Annotated in this window: 22 protein-coding genes; 14 read left to right on the forward strand and 8 right to left on the reverse strand. The window is 61.7% G+C overall.

The window, feature by feature from the left end; genetic code table 11:
• Positions 1 to 234 precede the first annotated feature (234 nt).
• Positions 235 to 546 (forward strand): H-NS family nucleoid-associated regulatory protein, encoded by a 312-nt coding sequence (locus AC1RQK_RS27245; RefSeq protein WP_492372342.1) that lies wholly within the window; start codon positions 235 to 237, stop codon positions 544 to 546.
• Between the two features lie 502 nt (positions 547 to 1,048).
• A complete protein-coding gene (locus AC1RQK_RS27250) occupies positions 1,049 to 1,585 on the forward strand; it encodes a dihydrofolate reductase family protein (protein WP_492372341.1) in 537 nt (178 codons plus the stop codon).
• Between the two features lie 190 nt (positions 1,586 to 1,775).
• Here AC1RQK_RS27250 and AC1RQK_RS27255 read toward each other — a convergent pair whose 3' ends face one another.
• Genes AC1RQK_RS27255 through AC1RQK_RS27265 form a run of 3 tightly spaced genes read right to left on the reverse strand, consistent with a single transcriptional unit; the run spans position 1,776 to position 4,834 of the window.
• Positions 1,776 to 2,021, reverse strand: coding sequence for a hypothetical protein (locus tag AC1RQK_RS27255; RefSeq protein ID WP_492372340.1), 246 nt, complete (start codon positions 2,019 to 2,021; stop codon positions 1,776 to 1,778).
• Between the two features lie 18 nt (positions 2,022 to 2,039).
• Positions 2,040 to 4,577 (reverse strand): DNA ligase D, encoded by a 2,538-nt coding sequence (ligD, locus tag AC1RQK_RS27260; RefSeq protein ID WP_492812272.1) that lies wholly within the window; start codon positions 4,575 to 4,577, stop codon positions 2,040 to 2,042.
• A 32-nt stretch (positions 4,578 to 4,609) separates the two neighbouring features.
• On the reverse strand, positions 4,610 to 4,834 hold the full coding sequence (locus AC1RQK_RS27265; protein WP_492372338.1) for a DUF2188 domain-containing protein: 225 nt from the start codon (positions 4,832 to 4,834) through the stop codon (positions 4,610 to 4,612).
• A 240-nt stretch (positions 4,835 to 5,074) separates the two neighbouring features.
• Here AC1RQK_RS27265 and ku point away from each other — a divergent pair, with 240 nt between their 5' ends.
• The 3 genes from ku to AC1RQK_RS27280 all read left to right on the forward strand — a co-directional run bounded on the left by ku (position 5,075) and on the right by AC1RQK_RS27280 (position 7,472).
• Positions 5,075 to 5,983, forward strand: coding sequence for a non-homologous end joining protein Ku (gene ku, locus AC1RQK_RS27270; RefSeq protein WP_492812275.1), 909 nt, complete (start codon positions 5,075 to 5,077; stop codon positions 5,981 to 5,983).
• A gap of 7 nt (positions 5,984 to 5,990) precedes the next feature.
• A complete protein-coding gene (locus tag AC1RQK_RS27275; protein WP_492372336.1) occupies positions 5,991 to 6,803 on the forward strand; it encodes a tetratricopeptide repeat protein in 813 nt (270 codons plus the stop codon).
• Between the two features lie 465 nt (positions 6,804 to 7,268).
• Positions 7,269 to 7,472, forward strand: a complete 204-nt coding sequence (locus AC1RQK_RS27280) for a hypothetical protein (RefSeq protein ID WP_492812277.1) — start codon at positions 7,269 to 7,271, stop codon at positions 7,470 to 7,472.
• 32 nt (positions 7,473 to 7,504) lie between these two features.
• Here the strand turns inward: AC1RQK_RS27280 and AC1RQK_RS27285 are convergent, their stop codons facing one another.
• A complete protein-coding gene (locus AC1RQK_RS27285; RefSeq protein ID WP_492812279.1) occupies positions 7,505 to 8,389 on the reverse strand; it encodes a MipA/OmpV family protein in 885 nt (294 codons plus the stop codon).
• A 690-nt stretch (positions 8,390 to 9,079) separates the two neighbouring features.
• On the opposite strand from AC1RQK_RS27285, the gene AC1RQK_RS27290 reads away from it, so the two are divergent.
• The 9 genes from AC1RQK_RS27290 (at position 9,080) to AC1RQK_RS27330 (ending at position 14,706) form a co-directional block, all read left to right on the forward strand.
• A complete protein-coding gene (locus tag AC1RQK_RS27290; RefSeq protein WP_492812281.1) occupies positions 9,080 to 9,859 on the forward strand; it encodes a DUF4397 domain-containing protein in 780 nt (259 codons plus the stop codon).
• A gap of 617 nt (positions 9,860 to 10,476) precedes the next feature.
• Positions 10,477 to 10,797 (forward strand): hypothetical protein, encoded by a 321-nt coding sequence (locus AC1RQK_RS27295; protein WP_492812283.1) that lies wholly within the window; start codon positions 10,477 to 10,479, stop codon positions 10,795 to 10,797.
• A 129-nt stretch (positions 10,798 to 10,926) separates the two neighbouring features.
• Positions 10,927 to 11,382: a PRC-barrel domain-containing protein gene (locus AC1RQK_RS27300; protein ID WP_492372331.1), complete on the forward strand. Its 456-nt coding sequence runs from the start codon at positions 10,927 to 10,929 to the stop codon at positions 11,380 to 11,382.
• Between the two features lie 868 nt (positions 11,383 to 12,250).
• Positions 12,251 to 12,418 (forward strand): hypothetical protein, encoded by a 168-nt coding sequence (locus AC1RQK_RS27305; RefSeq protein ID WP_492812285.1) that lies wholly within the window; start codon positions 12,251 to 12,253, stop codon positions 12,416 to 12,418.
• Between the two features lie 217 nt (positions 12,419 to 12,635).
• Entirely contained in the window at positions 12,636 to 13,073 is a 438-nt protein-coding gene (locus AC1RQK_RS27310) for a hypothetical protein (protein ID WP_492812287.1), read from the forward strand.
• A gap of 300 nt (positions 13,074 to 13,373) precedes the next feature.
• Positions 13,374 to 13,631: a type II toxin-antitoxin system Phd/YefM family antitoxin gene (locus AC1RQK_RS27315; protein WP_492372327.1), complete on the forward strand. Its 258-nt coding sequence runs from the start codon at positions 13,374 to 13,376 to the stop codon at positions 13,629 to 13,631.
• A 9-nt stretch (positions 13,632 to 13,640) separates the two neighbouring features.
• Complete coding sequence (locus tag AC1RQK_RS27320; RefSeq protein ID WP_492372326.1) at positions 13,641 to 14,051, forward strand: type II toxin-antitoxin system VapC family toxin; 411 nt, start codon at positions 13,641 to 13,643, stop codon at positions 14,049 to 14,051.
• Positions 14,052 to 14,229: 178 nt separating this feature from the next.
• The gene (locus AC1RQK_RS27325) at positions 14,230 to 14,409 is read left to right on the forward strand and encodes a hypothetical protein (protein ID WP_492372325.1); all 180 of its coding nucleotides are present in this window, start codon (positions 14,230 to 14,232) and stop codon (positions 14,407 to 14,409) included.
• 57 nt (positions 14,410 to 14,466) lie between these two features.
• Positions 14,467 to 14,706 carry a protein L gene (locus AC1RQK_RS27330; RefSeq protein ID WP_492372324.1) on the forward strand — a complete coding sequence of 80 codons (240 nt, stop codon included), beginning with the start codon at positions 14,467 to 14,469 and terminating at the stop codon, positions 14,704 to 14,706.
• 921 nt (positions 14,707 to 15,627) lie between these two features.
• On the opposite strand, the gene AC1RQK_RS27335 is transcribed toward AC1RQK_RS27330, so the two are convergent.
• From AC1RQK_RS27335 to AC1RQK_RS27350, 4 genes are all read right to left on the reverse strand, one after another.
• Entirely contained in the window at positions 15,628 to 17,340 is a 1,713-nt protein-coding gene (locus tag AC1RQK_RS27335; protein ID WP_492372323.1) for a CocE/NonD family hydrolase, read from the reverse strand.
• Positions 17,341 to 17,373: 33 nt separating this feature from the next.
• The gene (locus tag AC1RQK_RS27340) at positions 17,374 to 18,453 is read right to left on the reverse strand and encodes a porin (protein WP_492812291.1); all 1,080 of its coding nucleotides are present in this window, start codon (positions 18,451 to 18,453) and stop codon (positions 17,374 to 17,376) included.
• Between the two features lie 219 nt (positions 18,454 to 18,672).
• Positions 18,673 to 19,986 carry a fumarylacetoacetase gene (fahA, locus tag AC1RQK_RS27345; protein ID WP_492812293.1) on the reverse strand — a complete coding sequence of 438 codons (1,314 nt, stop codon included), beginning with the start codon at positions 19,984 to 19,986 and terminating at the stop codon, positions 18,673 to 18,675.
• A gap of 7 nt (positions 19,987 to 19,993) precedes the next feature.
• The gene (locus tag AC1RQK_RS27350) at positions 19,994 to 20,797 is read right to left on the reverse strand and encodes a cyclase family protein (RefSeq protein WP_492812295.1); all 804 of its coding nucleotides are present in this window, start codon (positions 20,795 to 20,797) and stop codon (positions 19,994 to 19,996) included.
• Positions 20,798 to 20,824: the final 27 nt, after the last annotated feature.

The raw sequence follows: 20,824 nt of genomic DNA on the forward strand, positions 1-20,824 counted from the left end.
GCGCCCTGGTGTGCCGGGCGGAAGTGACGACCCGGGGCGGCGGCCCTTCGCTGTGCCACAATCCGGCAGCCAGCGGCACACATGACACGGGCCCTCCCCACAAGGGCATTGCTTTGTTCTAGTGAGGTGGCGAATCACCGGCTGGCGCTGTGCCACCCTCGATATAGAAGGTGCCCCGGACAGGCAGGAGGATCGCGCGGCCGCTGGCGCAGGTCGCAGGTATCATCTGCGTCCATGCCCACTGCCATTCCTTCCCGCCAGTCCGCCGCCTCCCGTCTGCTTTCGGGCGCCAGCCCTGCCGCGGCGCTGCGCGAACGGGCCGAGGCAATCCTCTGGATCCGCACCCAAATGGCAAGGCACGGGGTGACCCCCGAGCAGCTGCTGGCGGCCGGCTGTTTTGCCGCAACCGAACGATCGGCGCCAACGGTGGTGCGCTACCGTAGCGCCGATGGGCAGAGCTGGGACGGGGAGGGCGCCATGCCGGACTGGCTGCGGCGGGCGGTCAACGCCGGGCAGACGGTGGAGCATTTCCGGGTTGGTGTCTGACCTGCACTAGTGAGCGCCGGCGGGGCACACTTGTCGAGATTCGCTCAACTCTGAACTTTGTTCGCTTAACGCTGAACCGCTGCTCGCCCTTACCGCAAGTTGTATCGGTTGTGCTCACGCGCGACACTGTATATCCATACAGGCATCATCATGACCGGAGCGGAACGCCACGTTCACAACTGGGTCACTGTAGGGAATCGGAATTAGCTTGATTGCCGTGCGGCCCGATGGGGGTACGGCTGCTCCAGGGTTCGGGTTCAGCGCCGGGACAAGGCACGACCGCTGTCGGCCGGCCTGAGACGGTCGCAGTTTCACTCAGACGCCCTTCGGCGCCCAATAGGTGCCATCTGGCAATGCACTGCGAACGCCTGCCTTCAACGATAATGGCCATTCGAGCGTCGCAAACCTCATGGATTGTGTCTGGCGGGACCGAAGAGTCTGCGCCACGGGCCGAGGCGCCGGCTAAAGCTTGAGCGCGATCCGACAGAACAATAGATTGACAATGATCACAGGACACGTCTTTATTGCTACCAGCCTTGATGGCTTTATCGCCCGACCCGATGGGGACATCGACTGGCTTCTGAACCGGGATGAGCCGACAGAAGACCATGGCTATCCGACCTTCATCGCCGACAAGGACGCGATCATTATGGGCCGAGGCTGCTACGAAAAAGTCCTCACGCTGGGAGAATGGGCTTACGACAAGCCCGTTCTGGTGCTGTCCCGGCAATTGGCTGGCAAGCCCGTGCCGGAGAGGCTGCAGGGAAAGGTGCGGTTCTCGGATAGCACGCCCACGGATGCGATGAAGCAACTGGAAGCTGCAGGCGCGCGTCGCGTGTACGTCGATGGCGGTCAGTTGGTTCAGTCGTTTCTGCGCGACGGATTGATCGCTGATTTGGTGGTCACCACCGTGCCAGTGTTGATCGGGGCAGGCAGACCATTGTTCGGCGCCCTGCCGCGCGACGTCAGTCTGGCGCTCGAATCAAGCCGGCACTTTCCGTCCGGCCTAGTGCAGTCGACCTATCGCGTGCTGTACTAATTTGTGAAGATGCGATGATGAGGCTTGTACATCTGGCGCCGCAATCGGCACTATCTCAGTAGACGAGGCCTTGTGCGTGGCTTCAACCCATTCTAAAGCAGGTCTCTGTTAAGTCATCGATTTTTCGGAAAACGCAGTCTGACGTTTTCCAGTTCCTCACACCTCTTATAGAGCGGGCACCGTCAAGGTTTTACTCGGGGGCGTCTCCGAAGACCCGGATGGCCAGGTCGTGCTCGAATTTGGTTGGCCAAGAATCACGAGACTCTGCCGCATAATGCATCAATACGCCTGTCTCAGGCCTCAGCACGCTGACCAGGCGATCCTGTTCCCCGGTCATGTCGCAGACGCTAAAGTCGGCGGCGATGAACCCGTGTCGACGACAGGCATTGGTAAAAGCTTCGCGCTCCGCGGTAGGAAACGTCTCAAGGGTTGCCATGACAAATCCTCCAATCGACTAGCCAGCCAGCGTGCGGATGGCCGCACCAATTTGTTGCACCTTTCTAGTATCGGCGTACTCCGCCCACGGATCGACGTAGCCGGCAGTTTCCACGCGCTGCAGGGCGGTCTGGACCGTCCAATGGTCGCCCGCTGTCAGTTCTTCCAGTTCCTGCCAGGATACCGGCATCGAAACCCCGAGACCTGGCCGTGCGCGCGCAGAGAATGCGGATACCGTCGTCGCACCTTGGCCGTTGCGCAGGTAGTCGATGTAGATCTTACCCACGCGATTGCGCGACCCGCTCTTAGAAACGAAGCGCTGCGGAATGGTCTGGGCGGTATGACGAACGACATCTTGTGCGAACTTCTTCACCGTGGTCCACGGCAGTTTGGGCGCAATGGGCACCACGACATGCAGGCCTTTGCCGCCACTGGTCTTGAGAAAGCTCACCAGGCCAAGCTCATCCAGCAACGTCTTCGTCAGCATGGCGGCGTCACGCATGTGCCGCCACGGCACGCCATCACCGGGGTCCAGATCGAAAATGACGCGATCCGGCTTGTCGATGGCACGCTTGGTCGCATTCCAGGTGTGGAACTCGATCACGTTCAGTTGCGCTGCGGCGACAATGGCAGTCTGGCTGGCGATCTCCAGGAGTGACGGGTGCCCGGCCCATAGGCTGGCATCGAGGACGTTGATCCCCGGAATCTTGATAGTCTCGGCGTGCTTCTGAAAGAATAGCTCGCCGTCGATGCCCGTTGGCCCGCGCACCAAGGACACAGGGCGCCCGCGGAGATGAGGCAGCAGGTGCGGCGCGATGGCTTCGTAGAATCCGACCAGGTCGCCTTTCGTCAGCCCGGTCGCTGGATCAATCACGCGCTCCGCGTTGGATACCTTGACCGAGCGCGCTGGCCGAGGCCGGGGCTGTTCCACATCGACCGGCCGCTCCCTTGTCACGTTGGCCGCGGCCTTGTCAGCACGCAAGGCATGGAAGACGGGATGCCGGATTCGGCCTTCTTTGGTCCACTCGGTGAACGAGATCTCGGCCACCAGCTTCGGCTTGACCCATCGGGCGACTACGCGCGGTGGTCGCTTTCCAAACGGGCAGACTGGCACTTCCAGTCCGGTCAACATCGCGAGCAACTTGGTCAGCATGCGCGAATCCAGACCGCTGCCAACGCTGCCGGCGTAGTGCAGTTTCCCGGTTTCATCGTGTAGGCCAAGCAGGAGCGCGCCGAGGCCTTGTCGGCTACCCTTCGGGGCCGTGAATCCGCAGATAACGAATTCTTGCCGCTGTTTGCATCTGAGCTTGATCCAGCTGGGCGCTCGGGTGGAGACATAGGGCGCGTCGACACGCTTGCCAATCAGACCTTCCAAGCCCATCTGGCACGCTGCGGCAAGAAGGTCGTCAGGCGTGCCCTCAAAGGCCTCGCTGTACCTGACTCGTGTCGCAGCTGGCACGGCTATCACCTCCTTGAGCAGCGCCCTGCGCTCGGTCAACGGAACCAGTCGTAGGTCGTGGCCTTGGAAGAAGGGGAGGTCAAAGACGAAGTACTGGATGTCCTCCACCTTCGATCTATCAACGGCATTCTGCAGCGCTTGGACGTCCATGGTGCCCTTGTCGCTGAGTATCGCGATCTCCCCATCCAGCCAGGCGGAGCCAAGGCCAAGAGCGCGAATCTCCACCGCAAGCGATTTGAGGCGCGATGTCCAGTCATGGCCATTTCTTGTGAAGAGACGGACGTCATCGGCGTCGACCCTTGCCAACAACCGATAGCCGTCGAACTTGATCTCATAGGCCCATTGTTTGGCGTTGCGCGGCACCGTTGAAGCGAGCGTTGCCAGTTGCGGGGCTAACGCAAGCGGAAGGGGGGCCAGGCGTGCTGCAGCGGGCAGTACCTGTCGGCCCTGGCCCGGGCGCGAGCGACGCTGCTTTGGCACGGCAGTCTTTGCGTTACCGCCGGCAGCCGATTTGCTATTGCCCTGGGCCAGTACGCTGTCCGGCAGGGCTTCGGTGACGTCGTACTCTGCGGCAGAGCGCGCGAACGCGTCCCGCTCCTTGATCAAGAGCCACGGATCCTGACGCTCGTCGCCGCGGCCGCGCATCCTGACCAAGGTCCAATGGCCATGTAGCTTCTCACCTTGCAACTCGAACTTCAGCTTGCCGCTCTGGTAGCCAGCCACCGGATCACCGACCGGCATCCACGTCCCTCGATCCCAAACGATGACAGTGCCGGCCCCGTATTCCTTGGGCGGGATCACGCCTTCGAAGCTCGCATAATCCAGCGGGTGATCCTCGACGTGCACGGCCATTCGCTTCTCTGCGGGATCCAGGCTGGGTCCCTTGGGGACCGCCCAACTCTTGAGGGTACCCTCCAGCTCGAGACGAAAGTCGTAGTGGAGCCGGCGAGCCGCATGCTTCTGCACGACAAAGCTCAGAGCGCCGCTGGCGGCGCCCGCGGCGGACACCTGGCCGCTCGGCTCCGTCGTCGCTACGAAGTCACGCTTTTGGCGGTACCGCTCCAGGCTGCGCGCGTTGGTAGAGGCTGACTTAGCCATGGACTGAGTTCACAGACCGGGCGGCGCGGGCTTTACGCTTTCACGCCGCGGGGATCCTCCCCGTAGCTGTTGCGCATGCGGATCTGCCCATCTCGCCCATGGACCAGCAACTCCACCTTGTCCTGCTTTGGCTCCGCCGTGCCGGCCGCGATGGCGTCCTCTAGGTCGTCATGCGCAGAAGAGGGCTCGTGGGCGCCCCCGCGCAGGACATGCCATTGATCGCCGTGTGGAACGACGTGCACATTCTTGTTCGCCATGATCGTCTCCGTTTCCTCGTCTTCTGTAATCGCAGTATTTCCCCGTCCCATGGAAGCGGCAATAGGCCGCTGTCCGACACGTGGTATGGCACTGGTCGCCATGCAGGTCCGACAGAAATTACATGCACATGTTTTTCCAGGAAGTGCTCGCCTATCCGCAAAGTGACAGTGGAACACCGCCGATTCGGCGGGCACGATCTAAGCTAGATCGATGTACTCCCGACCTGCACGGAGATCGCCATGGCTGCCCGTTCCATTGCTTCCCTCTCTCTCAGCTTCGGCCTCGTGTCGATCCCCGTGAAGATCTTCAGTGCCACGGAAAGCAACTCGGGGGTCGGCTTCAATCTGCTGCACAAGGGATGCGGTTCCAGGCTCAAGCAGCAGTATGTGTGCATCCGCGAAGATGTGGTGGTTGAGCGGTCCGAGATGGTCAAAGGCTATGAGTTCGAAGCTGACCACTACGCTGTGTTTGAGCCGGACGAACTGAAGGCGCTAGAAGACGAGGCGAAGCACACGATCGATATCGTGTCGTTCATGCCGGCCGGAGCCGTGGACCCCATCTATTTCGACAAAGCCTACTACCTGGGGCCGGACAAGCGCGGTGGTAAGCCATACAACTTGCTGGCCGAAGCCATGCGAAAGACGGGGACCTGCGCGCTCGCGCAGTGGGTCTGGAAAGGCAAGCAGTACATGGTGCAGGTGCGGGCGGTCGACGAGGGCTTGGTGCTCCAGCAACTGCTCTACGCTGACGAGGTCCGATCGATGCTGGATCTGCACGTGGAGAAAGCCGAGATTCAGCCAGCCGAGCTGGCTTTGGCTAAACAGCTGATCGAACAAAACTCGGTGGACGGGTACGACCCCACGGCCTACAAGGATGAGGAGAAAGACCGCATCTTGGCAGCGATCGACAAGAAGATCGCGGGCAAAAAGATCACCGTGAGCGAAGAGCGGCGGGAACCACGGGAGGGCGCCGAAGTGATCGACCTGATGGAGGCCCTGCGCGCAAGCATGGCCCGGGGGAAACAGGGCGGAACGAAGGCCGCGACCACAGCAGCTGCAGCGCAGGGCAAGAGCAAAAAGACTGGGAAGCGTGCCACTGCGGCACCGGCGCCAACTCCGGCCAAGCGAGCCTCATCGGCGAAAAAGTGACAGGCCGATGCCGACGTACACCCTGAAGGACGCCGAAACGATGCTGGGCATCCCGCGCTCGGTGGCCACTAGGTTGGTCTCCGAGGGAATCATCACGCCCACACGCGGGCCGCGCCGCCAATTTCTGTTCACGTTTCAGGACATGGTGCTTCTCCGGACAGCCAATTCACTGCATGGCGCCAAGATCCCAACGCGGCTGATTATCCGCGCGCTGGCGAGGGTGAAGGCCTCTCGTGGCACTGGCCAGCCGCTGACCGGTGTGCGGATTCGTGCGATGGGCAACGAGGTGGCGACAAGGGATGAGAGCAGAGAAGGATGGCAGGCCGTGTCTGGCCAGATGCTGATGGATTTTGAGCCCGGCGACCTGGGCGCCGCGATTGTGCAATCACTACACGACGCGCGGCCACCAGCTGCCGATGCGCAGGATTGGTTTCTCATCGGTTCCGAACTGGAAACGGAGAAGCCTATCGAAGCCGAGGCCGCATACCGGCGAGCCTTGGCGGCAGAACCAACGTTTCTGGATCCGTATCTCAACCTGGGCTGCATGATGTGCGACGCGCGCCGGTTTGGCGACGCGGCCGAACTGTACCGCTCTGGCATCTCACAGCTGCCGAGCGAGCCGTTGCTCCACTTCAACTTGGCCGTAGCGTTGGAGGATCAGGAACGCCCCCGGGAGGCACTCACCAGCTATGAGCGCTGCATACAGTTAGCGCCGGACTTTGCCGACGCGCACTTCAACGCGGCTCGTATCTACGAGACGCTCGGCAATGGGATGCGGGCGATCCGACATTTCAATGAGTATCGGAAGCTGCAGCGTTAGCGCGGCCTTCATGCCACAACCCCGCGCGCCTCAATAGAGGCAAAGACCTGCGTGGACGAGGAGTCGCTCACCTATACCGTTCAGCCCCTCAGTAGCGCGCGGGGGAACGGTGTGAGCAGGCCGCTAAGCGCTGCGGCCTGCCGTAGTACCGTCGGCAGACCGATTTTGGCCCGACAGATGCGCGAGACCATGGGATCGGGCCAATGCAAGATTGATCGCTGCTGGGCGCCCCACCTTCCAGGAGCAACGATCTCTCGGGCTACTCGCAAGCCAAGCTCAACGCCATAGCCAGAAGACTCAACGAACGCCCACGCAAAACACTAAACTTCGCGAGGTACTCGGCATAAAGCCACTGTTATTGCGGAGAACTCTGCGAGCTACGTCGCGCTTGCACGGGCCAGTCACAGGCCGGCGAGCCTGCCGGCGGGGCGCGGAGGCAGGCTTCGATGCGTCCTGCTCAAGCCGATGACGCTGGAGGAGCTGGTGGAAGATGCCCGGGCGCTGGCCAAGATCCGCAAGCCGTTGGCGCAGGTGCCTGACGAAGTGCGTGAATTTGTTGGTCAGCGGGACGCGCTGGCGGCCCCGGAAGTCGGGTTGATGGCCTGGGGACGCTCCCTCGCGTCGGTGCCGGCGTGGCTCACGATGCTGGCTGGCGGCTCGCCGCGGTAGTGTAGTGGTGCAGCGAGGGTGCCCATGGCACTTCAGTATTGGTAGTGCAGCGAAAGATCGACGACCGTATTGGTCGCCCTTTGCGTGATCGGACTGTGCGCCGCCGAGCCCACGAGTTGGCCAACCGCAACGTCGCCGGTGACAAACCAATGCTCGCGAAAGAACCAGATCGCGGAGATGCCTGCGCCGTATGACTTGAGGCCCGCATCGGCCTTGTACTGCGGATAGCCCGAGCGCGCCGCTTGAGCCGAGGTGACGCCGAACCAACGGCTCATGTAGCGCGCATCACCGAAGGTGACGGTAGGGCCGGCAAACCAGAAGAAGCGCTCCGAGCTACCGGGCAGCGGCAGGTAGGCGCCGATATCGCCGATCCAGCCGTCGGTGCCGCCCAGGCTGCGCCGCACATCGATGCGCACCACCAAGGGGAGTGACGCCGACACCACGTACTCGCCAAAAAGCTTGGTTTCCACCGCGAAATTGATGTTGCCGAGTCCGTTGAGACGGCCAGGATCGTCAGCCATCCGCCGGCCCAGGTTGTAGCCTATCGCCACCCCCGCGCGCCAATGGTCCGCCCGCAGCAGGTTCACGCCGATGCCCTCACCGGTGGAAACAAAGAACAGGTCGCGGTAGCGGATATCGAAGCTGGGGCCCGCGAGCACGTGATAGCGCTGGGTACCTTCGTAATACGGTCGCAGGCTGGCAGCGGCCCCAACCTGGACCTGCCAGTCGGGCACCTTGGCCTCGTATAGTTTCATCAACGGGACTCCCGCCGAATATTGCCACTCGGCTAGCGGCGACGGTGTCTGCGCGCGAGCGCTCAAAGTGGCAGCCGCCAGGCCTACCAACAGGGCGGCCGGCCACCAAGCCGCAGTACCCGTCGGCTCTGCTGTTGGAGATGGATTGCTGTTATCCGCCATTCGTCACTAGCTCCATCGAGCCTCGGTGCCCGGAGAAAAGGGCATTCGGATAGTCTTCCTGCTTCAGGATGCCACGCTTACCTTGTGTTAAGACTACAAAATCCCTTCGGCTTTTTCAAAGCGCCGCTACGCTGCGGTGGTGCGCCCGGAACGACGGTAAATACACTGACTGGATTGCCGGAGCGAATGGACTGCCTCGTCTGCCCCACGGGCGTTTCGCGACGCGACCACCCCGAGGCGGCCGACCTAAAGGGCGCGCGATGAATACGAAGCTCAGCACGTGCGCCCACACCAACGCCATTGGGACTCCACTATGGCGTGTATTCAATAAGGAGACTGAGGTTTGACACGGATGGCGCTTTCGAGACTGCGCCCGAATGTGGATCCGGCAAGATCCGACCAATCTCTCTGAGCGGACTCTTACCGGCTCGCGCTCACGCCTCGCTCACCCACTCGGTGCTGGTGGCGGCGCGTAGACCTGCTTCCCACTCGTGAGTTCTGTCGGAATCGTCCGACATTGAATTCGGAGCCGGGGACCTGCTTGCGCCCGTGGTCACTATCTATCGTTGCTTCAGGGCGATACACATTTACCGCACTTGCAAGCATGCGCCGCCACATTTGCACTCTGACCTTTAGCATGCCGCACCGTGCGCGGCAGCGCGCCCAAGTTCCAACGAATGGAGGTGACACATGTTCAGATCCAAGACCCGTCTTATCCTTGGCCTAGCACTAGCCGCAACGGCAGTCCTCTCGGCGTGCGGCGGCGGGGATGACAGCATCGGCGCCCGCATCTGCGTCAGCGAGCCGACTGTCCGGGTGATCCATGCTCTTACCGGTGGCCCTAACCTGGATGTGCTGCAGAACGGCACCAAGACCAACCTGCTGAATGAGCCCTACAAGTTTGTTTCGAAGTACTTCAACGTGGACGAGGGCAACCAGACGTTCTCGTTCAATGTTGCCAACACGGCAACTGAACTCGGGCGGACCACAGTGAGCACGCACACTGGCCACAAATACACGGTGGTAGCCCTACCCGGCGCTACCGCGGCGGACGTGCTGCAGATCGACGACCCATTTGAGAAGGGCCTGTTCTCCGACAAGGCTCGCATCCGCAGCCTGAACGCATCGTTCAATGCACAGAATGTCGACATTTACCTGACCGTCCCGGCAGCTGACCTGGCAGCAGCAACGCCTACGTTTGCAGCAATCGCCTACAAGTCGGCGGTACCGGCATCGGGCAGCGATTCGATCGACGTGAATGGCGGCACCTATCGCCTGCGCATCACCACGGCCGGCACGAAGACAGTGATCTTTGACTCGGGCACGCTGACGCTGGCCAACAACGCAGACTGGCTGATCACCACAATCCCGGTCGACGGCATCGGTGCAACAATACCGAACAAGATCAAGGTGCTGGTCGCCCGCGGCGATGACGAGTCGCAAGCTGGGCTTGAGTTGGTGACTCAGTAAGAGGCTTCATTCTTGGCCTGATGCCCCTGCTGTGCCATCTCCTAATGCACTGCATCCGGTGTGCGCAGTCCGGCGGCTCGGTGGGGGTGCATCTGGGCAACGAGCCGGATTACGTCAAGCTGCGTATTATCGAGAGCCCGCCGCTCGATCGCGACCGCAGCGCCACGCGGCAGACCACCTTGTCCGATTTCTTCGGGCGCGTGTGCCGGGGCAGGGTTCGCAGACGTCACGGCAGAGCTCCGCGCTGTTGCTGACGCGCCGCATGTTGGAACTGCTTGGCGCGATCCCCAGCGCCGAAAGCCCTGCCGGCGAGAGCGACAAAGTCATCGTCTGCATCTCCGTGAGGTTTCCCCCGCCACGCCGTCCCGGCATAAGCGTGTCGCGGCCGGTTCGTGTCCGCCAGCAGCATTCCCCCGCATTTCCGCTACGCCGTCCTGTAGTTTTTACCGATTCGCGTACGAAGTGCGCGCCGCTCCCGGCGCAGCGGGCAAGCTTTGCGGACGTCGCGGCGCCCGCGCAGCCGTGATTGTGCGGTCCGCACCGCTGCACGGCTCACACATGCGGACTGGCCCGCCAATTGCACAGGTTGTGGCAAGCCCATCCGGGAGGACCCCGCCATGCAAGACGCCCGCAAATCATCCAAGGCCGCGCCGGCGGCTCACAAGCCGGCGCAGGCCGACAAGTCACACGCAACGCCCGCCACGCGCCCTGCCGCCGGCGAGGAGAATCGCGCGAAGACCTACCAGGCCGCCGTCGACGACGCGCTGGAAATGAGCTTCCCGGCCAGCGATCCGATCTCGCCTAGTGCAGCCATGCATGCTGAGAAGAGGACGCAGACCGCGCGCGACAATGTGGACTGGAAGCTCAAGCGCGGTAGCGAACACCAGCCTGTCGGCGCAAAGCCCGCCGGCCACCGTAAGGGCACCACTCGCAAGTGACCGCCACCGCTAACCTGAAAGGACGGAGGACGTGGAGCGGGCAGATCGCGATCGGAGTCGACGCACGTGAGCAGCATCGCTGCATATCAACCATCTGGTCCAGGACTTTCTACAAGCAAGGAGTTATCCATGACGTCAGTCGAACCACGCAGTCCTGGCCGCGAGCCAGGCGCCTCCATTGTTGGCGGCGTTGACCAGAATTCTCCGGGCCCGGGCCCGTTCGTGATGGCGGCCGACACGCTGGAAGGCAACAAGGTGGTGGACCCCGCTGGTGAAAACATCGGCACCATCGACCATATCATGATCGACGTGCCAGCCGGGCGCGTAGCCTATGCCGTGATGGCCGTGAGCGGCTTTCTCGGCATCGGCGAAAAGCTGTTCGCGCTGCCGTGGTCCGCTCTCACGCTGGACACTCGGCGCAAGTGCTTCGTGCTCGGGGTCGAGAAAGACCGCGTAAAGGCCGCACCTGGCTTTGACAAGGACCATTGGCCGAGCATGGCGGACTCGCGGTGGGCCACCAGCATCCATGAGTACTACGGCATATCGCCGTACTGGGAATCCGAGCATTACGACCCGAGGGGCTGACACCCGGGGAGCGAGAAGCAGTGAACAGGGGAGAGTGAGGGTGAAAGTCGGTGGAGTGTCCGCCGACTTTCTTGCGCTCGTGGTTCTGCTGCATGAAGGAGAGGGTGTTCGCCGGATTGCGGGGAGGGCCCTTTTGAGGGGCCGCTGGTTCGCCCCTGAGGTTGGTGCCTGCGGGGGCGCAACATGCGCGGCGCACCGCGCGCGGATTGTACGGCCGGTGTAGAGACGCGTACTCCAGAGGACACTCTGCAAGTGCAACCTGCGTTGTAGGACAGCGCCCGCTGAACCATTGGCAACGCGCTCCATAGAATGAATGCAGCGCGTTGCCGGCGGCAGCAGCCAACAGCCAGGGGCGGAAGATGAGCAAGCCAGCATTCACACTGCATCGGATCGACAGCGCGCCCGCACAGTATTTTTTACGAACGCCTCGAAGCTGGCTTGTGTGTTGTGCTGGAAGAAGGTCTGTCACGGTTCCAGCGCTACGCGCAACAAGGCCGGCTCATTGAGCTTGGTTATGCCTTCGACGGCGCGACCCGCTGCTGGTGACAGTGGCAGCCGTCCCGGCTGAGGGTAAGAAGATCTAGGTCAACGCCGAATACTGTGTGGAGTTTCATAAGCACAGCAAATGCGACGTGACATATTTCAAGACGATGTTGGAAGTCACGACATTCATCGAAGCGAACTTCCGCACTACGGGGAGGGATTCAAGGTCGACGGCATTAGCTTTCGACCCGCTCGCTTTGTGTGGGATTTGTTCGGCGAACTCGAGGAAGAGGGCGATCAGTGAGGTGTTGCTGACGCCGTGATGTTTCCAGCCGCCTGGGGAATCCGTCCCCTGGGATCGATTCCCGCTGTTCGGAGAATCGATATGGAGGGAAATCGCAAATCGTTCTGGCAGCACTGGAACGACTGGCTCTCGCAAGCTTCCGATCATGAACTGGAAGTGCTGGAGCGCTATCTGCGGCTAGCCGCAAAACGCAAGGGAAACACAAGTGTCTCCGGGGACAACCTGGTGCGCCTGTGGATCCGCTGGTGAAGCAGGTATCAAACACAGCTTGGCTCCTGTAATGGCTGTGGATCCTTCGGGATCTGGAGTGTGATCGTTTTAACCATCCCGCGGGGACCGCATCCCCGATCGGGGTCATGCCGGAAACCGCATTTTCAAGGAGTCTTGAAATGCAATTCTTGCGCATCTATCCGCCGGCTTCCGTCGCCCGCCCACCCAAAACGGTCACGTGCCGTTCTGGCAAGGGATGAGCCGGAACTATCCGAAGTTCCTGGTGACGCTGGAGCTTGGCTATGTGCAGCGTCTAACGGTCGGTGTCTCCGCGCCACATGAAGATGGGGCGACATCCATCGTGCGTCGCGCGCTAGGCGCCGGCACGCTCTGGAAAGACACCGAAAGCATGCCGATCCTGCAGCACGGGTTCGAGCCTGCCAAGGCGGAACGACTCATCCAGGGCATGTCCGTGCACGAGGTGGACGACTTGCCGGAGGCGGATTCATCGGTTTCGATGATGCGGTGCTATGACGCATCGTTGACGCTCTTGACCTTCGCTCGGCAGGTGCTGGAGGAGTGCGAGCGCCACCAGGACCTCGATGACCCGGTCTCCGACACGTTCACTGTGGAGCTGGCCGCCGATGACATTCGCAAGCTGGCGAAGTTGGTGAGTACGCTCGACGACTGCTGAGCGTCGTCTTTCTGTTGATCCCAGCGGGGAAATCGCTTCCCTGCCCAGGGTGACGATTTCCCTCGCCTTCGATATGCATGGTGTTGGAGATGTCACCGATGGAGCGAGGATTGAGCGCAGTGGCACCGCCCCGGGGCGGCTTTTTTGTCACTCGTCTCCTTGCCGATCACTGGAGTTGCGAGCAAGGCAGATGAAGGGTTGGCCGTAATCCTCTCGTATATTTGCGAATAGCGGACAACCCTCTGCAAGAGGCCAAAGGAAGTGATAGACTAGTCAGGTAACTAGTTATATGGGGCAATCATGAAAGCATGGCCTGTTCAGGACGCCAAAGCGCGTTTCAGTGAATTTCTCGACGCCTGCCTCTCCAGCGGCCCACAGATGGTGACCAAGCGTGGTACCGAAGCGGCCGTCCTGGTGCCGGTGGCAGAATGGCGGCGATTGCATGCGGCAGCCAAGCCGTCCCTTAAGGACCTCTTGCTCTCCGACACGGCCCGCACGGAATGTCTCGTGCCGCCGCGTGGCGCCGCACGTCGCCGACGTGTCGTCCCAGCTCACTGAATGCATCGCATGTACCTGCTCGACACCAACGTCATCTCTGAACTCCGGCGGCCTCGCCCTCATGGTGCGGTCGTTGAGTGGCTCCAATCGGTGACCGACGACAAGCTCTTCCTGTCGGCCGTGACCCTGGGGGAGATTCAGGCCGGCATCGAACTCACGCGCGACCAGGACGTCGCCAAGGCTGGCGAAATCGAGCGATGGGTGGATCTGGTTTCCGCCGTCTACAACGTGCTGCCTATGGATGCAGGCACCTTCCGCCTGTGGGCGCGGTTGATGCACCGGCGTTCCGAGACGCTGTACGAGGATGCCATGATCGCGGCAACGGCCAAGCAGCACCATCTAACCGTCGTGACGCGCAATGTCAGTGATTTCGCGGACTTTGGGGTCGACCTGTTGAATCCGTTCGAGCCGCATCGGTAGGGAACGCCCGCGGGGGCAAGGGAGAACGCATGAGTGGTTTTCGTCGCGAAGTGCGCAGCGCCATGCGCGCGCAGGCGAAATCGACGCCGAGCGCGCCGACGCGGCCCGGCGCGAGCCGCGCTATTCCTACGCTGACTTGACAGCCGTGGTCGGGGCGTCGATTGGGCTCTGGAAGGAAATGGCCGACAGAGAGACCGATTTCACTGCGAAAGGGCAGTTCCAGCAGTTCGCGCACGGCGCCGTCGTGGTGTGGGGCCGGCTGACGTATAGCGACCAGGCCCCCGGCGACGCGGCGCGGCTTCAAGCCTTGGTCGACGCGATCCGGCCGTCCGAGGATGAGTGGGAAAACGCCTCTTGAATCACATATGTCTGCCCTCAAGTGCGCCGGCAGGCCCATGGAGGGCTAGAGGAGAAAATGATGGCGTTGTACCTTGATGAAAAGGCAGTGAAAAAAGCCAAGCCGAACCAAGTTTTTGAAACGGAGCACGCGCCCGGAAAGACAGTGTCGCATTCGGGCATCCATGTCTGCACGGGATGCGGCCAAGAGCGCGCATTGAATGCGGGCGACCCGTTCACGACGCAGAACCACAAGCAGCACAGTACGAACCAAGGCGAGATCTGCTGGAAGCTGCGTGTCTATGCAGAAACCGAGTAAGGATAGCCGCCTCCGGGCGGCTTTTTTGTCATTCGCCATCATGCCGATAACCATTCTTACCAGCATGAGGAATCCGAGAGAAAAACTGGGCGGTTCAGGATCGGGTCAGACCGAATTCCAGCGAAATAAACGGCTTGCGTTAAGGCTAGGTTCGGTTGGCCAGCCGTAGCGTAGCGCCGCCAGCCGGGTTGCGTGGTCATTGCCGGTACTGCCTGATCGCCTCTTAACGGGCCAGCAGAAAGTTCGGAGAGTCGTTGCACGGCGTGATGCGGGAAGATGGCCAAGGTTCCGATACGGAGAGGTTCGGAACGATAGATAGATCGGAATCCCCTATCGGGCGCGGCTCATAGCTCCGAAACCCTGTCCCACCGGTTGGAAAGATGGAGGACGATGTGCTCATCGGTCGGTCTTACTTGACTCGGTACCGAATACCGGGGATGCTGCGTGGGATCTGCAGCGGCCACGTGGGCATTTAGCAGGCGAGATCGCTGTCAAGCCAGATGGCTCTAATCGACCCTTCTCTGCCATTCGCAATCACGCCGACAGATGGCCGCTTCGGGCCGAACTACGGTCAACGCGTAGAGCTGCTATCGTCAGCGCGTCCCTTTCCCTGTGAGACGCGCCCGTCCGAATGGGGGGCATGCAACGCAAGCTGCTGCAAATTCCCGCCCGAAGAAGCATCGCCCGGGCCTCTGGATGGATCGAGAAGTTCATCGAGCCCTGTTGAGCGACGCCATATCAGGCCTGAAACGCAGCGGCGGGGCAAGCCGCTCTTTCAGTGTCATCTTGGTGGAATCTCCGCTCTGGCCGGCCATGCCTGTTGTGCGTTGGCGGCGTGCCGCAGCAGGAGGCCGGCGGCCGCAAATGCACCAGCGGTGCGCGCGAGGAATTTCCGACCCGTCGTGCTCATGGCGCCTCCGTTCAGCATGTTGCGGGAATGACGGGGAGAAGCAGGAACGACGCGTACTTCTCGCCCGTGTGAACGGTGGTCTGACCGGCGAAGCGGTCAGACCTGCGGTCGTCGGGGTGATCGTGCAGCAGCACCGACGAGCCGCGCATCGACTTGCCATAAATCTGCGGATAGGGTCCGGGCAGGTCGTGCTCGAAGTCCGAGCTGCCCACAGTCAGCACCAGCCGGTAGCCCTTCGGGAAGACGAAGCACATGGGCCAGATCTCGACCTGCAGCTCGTAGATCTCGTTCGGTTCGAGAAGTTGGATCTCCTGGTGCGTGTGCACGGGCTGATACGGCCTGGAGGCTTGAGGATCCAGCTTTCGGTGCGACGCTCTAAGCCAGCCTTGCGCGAGGGGGGCATTGGGTTCGACTGCCCCCAAGATCAGGTGCTCCTTGCCGTCCGGAGCGAAAGCCCGCAGCGTCAGGAACAGATCCGCATCGCGGGCCGTCGTGGAGATCCAGAGCGTGGCAGACAGCGGGCCGGTCACCTCGGTTTCGCGCTCGAAGGGTGCAGTGCTGAAGCTTACCTTGCCTGCCATGCCGTCAAACGAGACGCGCGAAGCTGTCACGCTCGGCTCCGATCGCAGGCTCGGTGCGCCGGCGTCCAGATACATGGGCGTCCATGCGGTGCGCGCCAAGGGCCATTCATGCTCGTCGCGCTCCACAAAACGATCCACGTGGCGCACCTGCATCTTGATCGGCGGCTGCCGATCCCAGCCGTTGTCCTCGCCCTTGAGGAAGCAGTCAAAAAACCGCTTCTGGAGCGCCACGCCGTAGTCCGTATAGAACTCCGTCCAATGCTCGAGCCCGTGCAATTCGAGCCACTTATGCTTCGAGCCGGCACCCAAGTAGCCTTGGACATTGCCGCGCAGGTGCAGGCCATGGCCACCCCAGTTGCCGCAGGAAAGCACCGGTACCTCGATCGCACCCAGGTCCGCACGGCGGCCGTCAAAGTAGCTATCAGTGATAAGCTCGGCGCTCAACTGCGTCGCGTTGATGTCGACGCGATTGGCGAGCAGTTCTCCGTCGCTGAGTTCTGCCGGCCCGGAGATCGGCAACCCGTTGTTAGGGTTCACACGCCCGCGCCGCCCCAGGCCGTGCTGCACGTTTTCCACCTGCTTCGGATACCAGGCCACCATGAACGTGTTGAGGATGCCGCCGTGCCGGCAGGCGTCGCGATAGTAGTCGGAGAACCCTTCGAACGGGCAGATCGCGGCCAGATGCGGAGGACGTTTCGCCGCCGCCAGCCATTGGGTGGCGCCGTAGTAGGAAACGCCGGCCAGGCCGATCTTCCCGTTGCTCCACGGTTGTTTCGCTGCCCATTCAATGCAATCGTAGAAGTCCTGCGCCTCGCGCGGGGAGAAGCAATCGATGACGCCCGGCGATCGGCCAGCGCCGCGCGAGTCCACGCGAATGCAGATGTAACCCAACGGCACCCATCTTTCCGGATCCGCGGTTTCCCAGTTCGCGTACTTGCCGCTGCTGCCCTTCAGAATTTCCGGGTGCTTAGTAGTGAGCGATTGCCATTGTGCGGGGAATCCCACCTGGAATGGCAGGCCTTTGGCGTATGGTCCGTAGGACATCAACACGGGGTAGCGTCCTTCCTCTTTCGGGCGAAAGACGTCGGCCCGAACCACCAAACCATCGTCCATGGGGATTTCAACGTCCCAATCGATTTGCATGTCTGGCTCCTGATCGGTTTATCTTGTAAGCGGCTAAAACTTGTGGCGCATGCCCAGCGCAAAGCTGGTGCCACTGCCTTTTTCGGTAACCTTGTCGAACATCGTCACAGCGTATACGTCCGTGCGTTTCGACAGAGCATAGTCATAACCACCGGCAAGTCCGTGACGCCGATAGTCCGCCATGACATCGCTACGTACGCGTGAAGACACTGCAGAGGCCAGGATCTTCCCGCTGCCGACCGGAATCTGGGCACCCACCTGCAGCGCGTCGGTCGTCGTTGATGCACCGCTGGTACTTGTGTGGACATACTCGGTCAGCAGCTTGATGACCTTGAAGTCATAGGACAATCCCCCGGCCATCGCTGTCTGCGCCCAGCTTCCCGCAGGAAGTCCGGGACCAAGCCGGGTTCTCTGGATGGCAAAACTCGCCGATAATGGCCCGCGATCATAGAGCAGCATACCGACAGCATTGTTCTGCGAACTCGTGCCCGGCTGCTCGCCAAGGCTATACAAGCCCCGGAACGAAATTCCCGCGAATTCCGGTGAGTAGTAGCCAATCGCGTTATTCCACGCGGTATCGCCGGCAATGTATCGGCCCTGCTGGGGCGTCCACAGGACGTTCTGGAGCGGCGAAAACTTCGTCGAGCCGGAAAACGCATCGAAGAGCGCGGTCGCCAGAAACGTCGGATTTGCTAGTCGCCCGAGACGCACTTCGCCAAAACCGCCCTCCAGGCCAACGTAGGCATTTCGGGAAAAGAGGCCATCCGTGGGAGCACGCCCATTGGCACCCGTGTCCATTTGGAAGAATCCCTCGAGGCGGTAGTTCGCCTTAAGACCGGCTCCCAAATCTTCGCTTCCTGTCATGCCCCAGAAGGACGTCTGCAGACCTCCACTTTCCACGCCAGTTGCAGAACGTTGTCCACTGAGATGGGTAACGCCGACATATGCGTCCGCGAGTCCATATAGCTGTGCGTTGGTCGCGTAGGACGCGCAAGGCAGCGCAAAGAGTGCCAGCGCATACAACCTTACTATCGGTTGCGCCCTCCGTGAGCCACCCGGCTCGCTACCAGCCTTACCATAGACGGCACAGCTTGCTTGTCGTTCCTTGTACAAAATTGATCTCCTCCGTTTTATTGACTTCGATCACCTCAAAAGAACAGCGTGGTCTTGGCGCATGAACAGCCTCACTGACGGGGGCGGTCGTCTTTTTCTGCGGCATTGCGAATGCCGATATTCGCCCGAGGGAGCTGAGCGCGAGGCCCCACTCACCACAGCATCGCAGCCCATAATCGGCGGGGAGTGGCGCGCGCGGCAGTAGTGGGTTGGAGACGGTCAGGCGGACGCAGGGGCTGGCAGCACGGTCCCATAGTTGACGCCGAAACCGATCCGCGCATAGTCGTCGCGCTCGCACCAGCCACGAAACACGACGGTATCGCCATCCTCAAGGAAGCCGCGTTGTTCGCCGTCTCCGATATCTACCGGTTGCGTCCCGGATACTGTGAGTTCGATCAGCGCACCCGCTTCGCCTGGGGCGGGGCCCGAGATCGTGCCGCTGCCCAGCAGGTCGCCGCTCTGTAGGTTGCAACCGCCCATGGTGTGGTGCGCAATCATCTGGCTCAGCGTCCAGTACTGGTGTCGGAAGCTGGTATGGGTCAGCGTGCGCGGTTGCCGGCCCTGTGTTAGCTGGTGCGCGCTGAGTATCGAGACCTCCAGTTGGATGTCGAAGGCGCCGGCCGCGGCATTGTCCGCCGAGCGAAGGTAGTCGAGCGGTTGCGGGCGCCCTGGGGCGCGCGTCCAGCCTGTGCGGTAAGGCAGCAGGGCTTCCAGCGTGACGATCCAGGGCGACAACGTGGTGGCGAAGTTCTTGGCCAGAAAAGGCCCTAACGGTTGCATCTCCCAAGTCTGAATGTCGCGCGCGGACCAATCGTTGAGCAGGCACAGGCCGAAGATGTGCTGCTGCGCCTTTGCCAGAGGGATGGGCGTACCACGTGCATTTCCGATGCCAATCACCGCGCCCACTTCCAGTTCGTAGTCCAGACGCTGGCAAGGTCCATACACAGGTGCGCTGCCCGGATCGGCGCGGTACTGCCCCATCGGCCGGTAGACCTGTTGGCCACTGACGCCGATGGAAGACACCCGGCCGTGATACGCGATCGGCAGCCAGTCAAAGTTGGGGTTCACCTCCAGCCCGAACTGGCGACAGCAGTTCACGGCGTGATCGAGCGAAGTATAGAAATCCGTGTAGTCGCCGATGCGTACCGGTATCGCAAACTCGGCCGCCGCCTGCGGCACCAGCGTTTCCCGTACTCGGCTCTCATGCGCACTGCCAGCCTCCAGCAGCGCAAAGATTCCGTGGCGCAATGCGCGCCAGGCGCTCGGACCCAATTCCAGCAGCGCATTTAGCGTCGGCGCTACGGCGGCCTGCATGGCCTCGGCGGCCGGGTTTGGCAGGCAGGCCCTGCCATGCAACGCGGCCAGGTCGACGATCTGGTCGCCTATTGCTACGCCGCCACGCCAGGCCTCGGCGCTGCCTTGCCGACGGAATATGCAGAGCGGGAGGTTCTGCAACGGGAAGTCGGAACCGGGCGCATTGGCCTGTGTCAGCCAACTGCGGCGAGCGGCATCATGTGTGTGGTTCAGTTCCATGGCGTTGTCACGCGGCGTTGAGCGCGTCGTCGAAGATGGCCACAGCACGCGTCCAGCCAGCGGAGGCACCTCGGATCTTGTGCGGGAAGCAAGAGATGTAGAAGCCATCCGGCGGCAGGGCCTCGAGGTTGTGCAGCTTCTCCAGGTGGCAATAGCCGATGTTGCGGCCCGCCTTGTGGCCTTCCCAGATCAATGAGGCATCGTGTGTCTCTGCATACTTTCTGGCCGTATGCACGAACGGCGCATCCCAGCTCCACGCGTCGGTGCCGGTCAGGCGTACGCCACGCTCAAGCAAGTACATGGTGGCGTCGAGTCCCATGCCGCAGCCGCAGGCGACGTAGTCAGGCTGGCCGTAGCGCCTGCCCGCTCGCGTGTTGACCACCACGATCTCCAGCGGCTTGAGCGCGTGCCCGATACGGGCGAGTTCCGCCTCGACGTCGCCGGCGGTGACCACATAGCCGTCATCCAGGCCGGTGAAGTCTAGCTTCACGCCCGGCTGGAAGCACCACTCCAGTGGCACCTCGTCAACGGTGATGGCGCGCTCGCGCTGCCCCAATGACTCGTTCATGGTGCTGTGGAAGTGATAGGGAGCGTCAAGGTGAGTGCCATTGTGCGTATTGAGCCGGACGTGCTCGATCGCCCAGCCTTCGCTGTCCGGCAGGTCTGACGGCATCAGCCCCGGAAAAAAGGCCGTGACCTGCTCGGCGGTGGAACGATGCGACAGGTACTCGATCTGGGGGCCATAGCCGGGCGGGTCGGAGACGACATCGTTTTCCAGGTAGATCGAGAGATCGACGAAGCGGCGTGTCATGGTGACAAGTCCTTTGTGGAGATACGT

This window comes from Cupriavidus sp. GW822-FHT02D05, assembly GCF_058802485.1.

Excerpts from the sequence above, each read along its gene's own strand:
- AC1RQK_RS27245 (WP_492372342.1), top strand. The coding sequence starts at position 235 with ATGCCCACTGCCATTCCTTCCCGCCAGTCCGCCGCCTCCCGTCTGCTT.
- AC1RQK_RS27250 (WP_492372341.1), top strand. The coding sequence starts at position 1,049 with ATGATCACAGGACACGTCTTTATTGCTACCAGCCTTGATGGCTTTATC.
- AC1RQK_RS27255 (WP_492372340.1), bottom strand. The coding sequence starts at position 2,021 with ATGGCAACCCTTGAGACGTTTCCTACCGCGGAGCGCGAAGCTTTTACC.
- ligD (WP_492812272.1), bottom strand. The coding sequence starts at position 4,577 with ATGGCTAAGTCAGCCTCTACCAACGCGCGCAGCCTGGAGCGGTACCGC.
- AC1RQK_RS27265 (WP_492372338.1), bottom strand. The coding sequence starts at position 4,834 with ATGGCGAACAAGAATGTGCACGTCGTTCCACACGGCGATCAATGGCAT.
- ku (WP_492812275.1), top strand. The coding sequence starts at position 5,075 with ATGGCTGCCCGTTCCATTGCTTCCCTCTCTCTCAGCTTCGGCCTCGTG.
- AC1RQK_RS27275 (WP_492372336.1), top strand. The coding sequence starts at position 5,991 with ATGCCGACGTACACCCTGAAGGACGCCGAAACGATGCTGGGCATCCCG.
- AC1RQK_RS27280 (WP_492812277.1), top strand. The coding sequence starts at position 7,269 with ATGACGCTGGAGGAGCTGGTGGAAGATGCCCGGGCGCTGGCCAAGATC.
- AC1RQK_RS27285 (WP_492812279.1), bottom strand. The coding sequence starts at position 8,389 with ATGGCGGATAACAGCAATCCATCTCCAACAGCAGAGCCGACGGGTACT.
- AC1RQK_RS27290 (WP_492812281.1), top strand. The coding sequence starts at position 9,080 with ATGTTCAGATCCAAGACCCGTCTTATCCTTGGCCTAGCACTAGCCGCA.
- AC1RQK_RS27295 (WP_492812283.1), top strand. The coding sequence starts at position 10,477 with ATGCAAGACGCCCGCAAATCATCCAAGGCCGCGCCGGCGGCTCACAAG.
- AC1RQK_RS27300 (WP_492372331.1), top strand. The coding sequence starts at position 10,927 with ATGACGTCAGTCGAACCACGCAGTCCTGGCCGCGAGCCAGGCGCCTCC.
- AC1RQK_RS27305 (WP_492812285.1), top strand. The coding sequence starts at position 12,251 with ATGGAGGGAAATCGCAAATCGTTCTGGCAGCACTGGAACGACTGGCTC.
- AC1RQK_RS27310 (WP_492812287.1), top strand. The coding sequence starts at position 12,636 with ATGAGCCGGAACTATCCGAAGTTCCTGGTGACGCTGGAGCTTGGCTAT.
- AC1RQK_RS27315 (WP_492372327.1), top strand. The coding sequence starts at position 13,374 with ATGAAAGCATGGCCTGTTCAGGACGCCAAAGCGCGTTTCAGTGAATTT.
- AC1RQK_RS27320 (WP_492372326.1), top strand. The coding sequence starts at position 13,641 with ATGTACCTGCTCGACACCAACGTCATCTCTGAACTCCGGCGGCCTCGC.
- AC1RQK_RS27325 (WP_492372325.1), top strand. The coding sequence starts at position 14,230 with ATGGCCGACAGAGAGACCGATTTCACTGCGAAAGGGCAGTTCCAGCAG.
- AC1RQK_RS27330 (WP_492372324.1), top strand. The coding sequence starts at position 14,467 with ATGATGGCGTTGTACCTTGATGAAAAGGCAGTGAAAAAAGCCAAGCCG.
- AC1RQK_RS27335 (WP_492372323.1), bottom strand. The coding sequence starts at position 17,340 with ATGCAAATCGATTGGGACGTTGAAATCCCCATGGACGATGGTTTGGTG.
- fahA (WP_492812293.1), bottom strand. The coding sequence starts at position 19,986 with ATGGAACTGAACCACACACATGATGCCGCTCGCCGCAGTTGGCTGACA.
- AC1RQK_RS27350 (WP_492812295.1), bottom strand. The coding sequence starts at position 20,797 with ATGACACGCCGCTTCGTCGATCTCTCGATCTACCTGGAAAACGATGTC.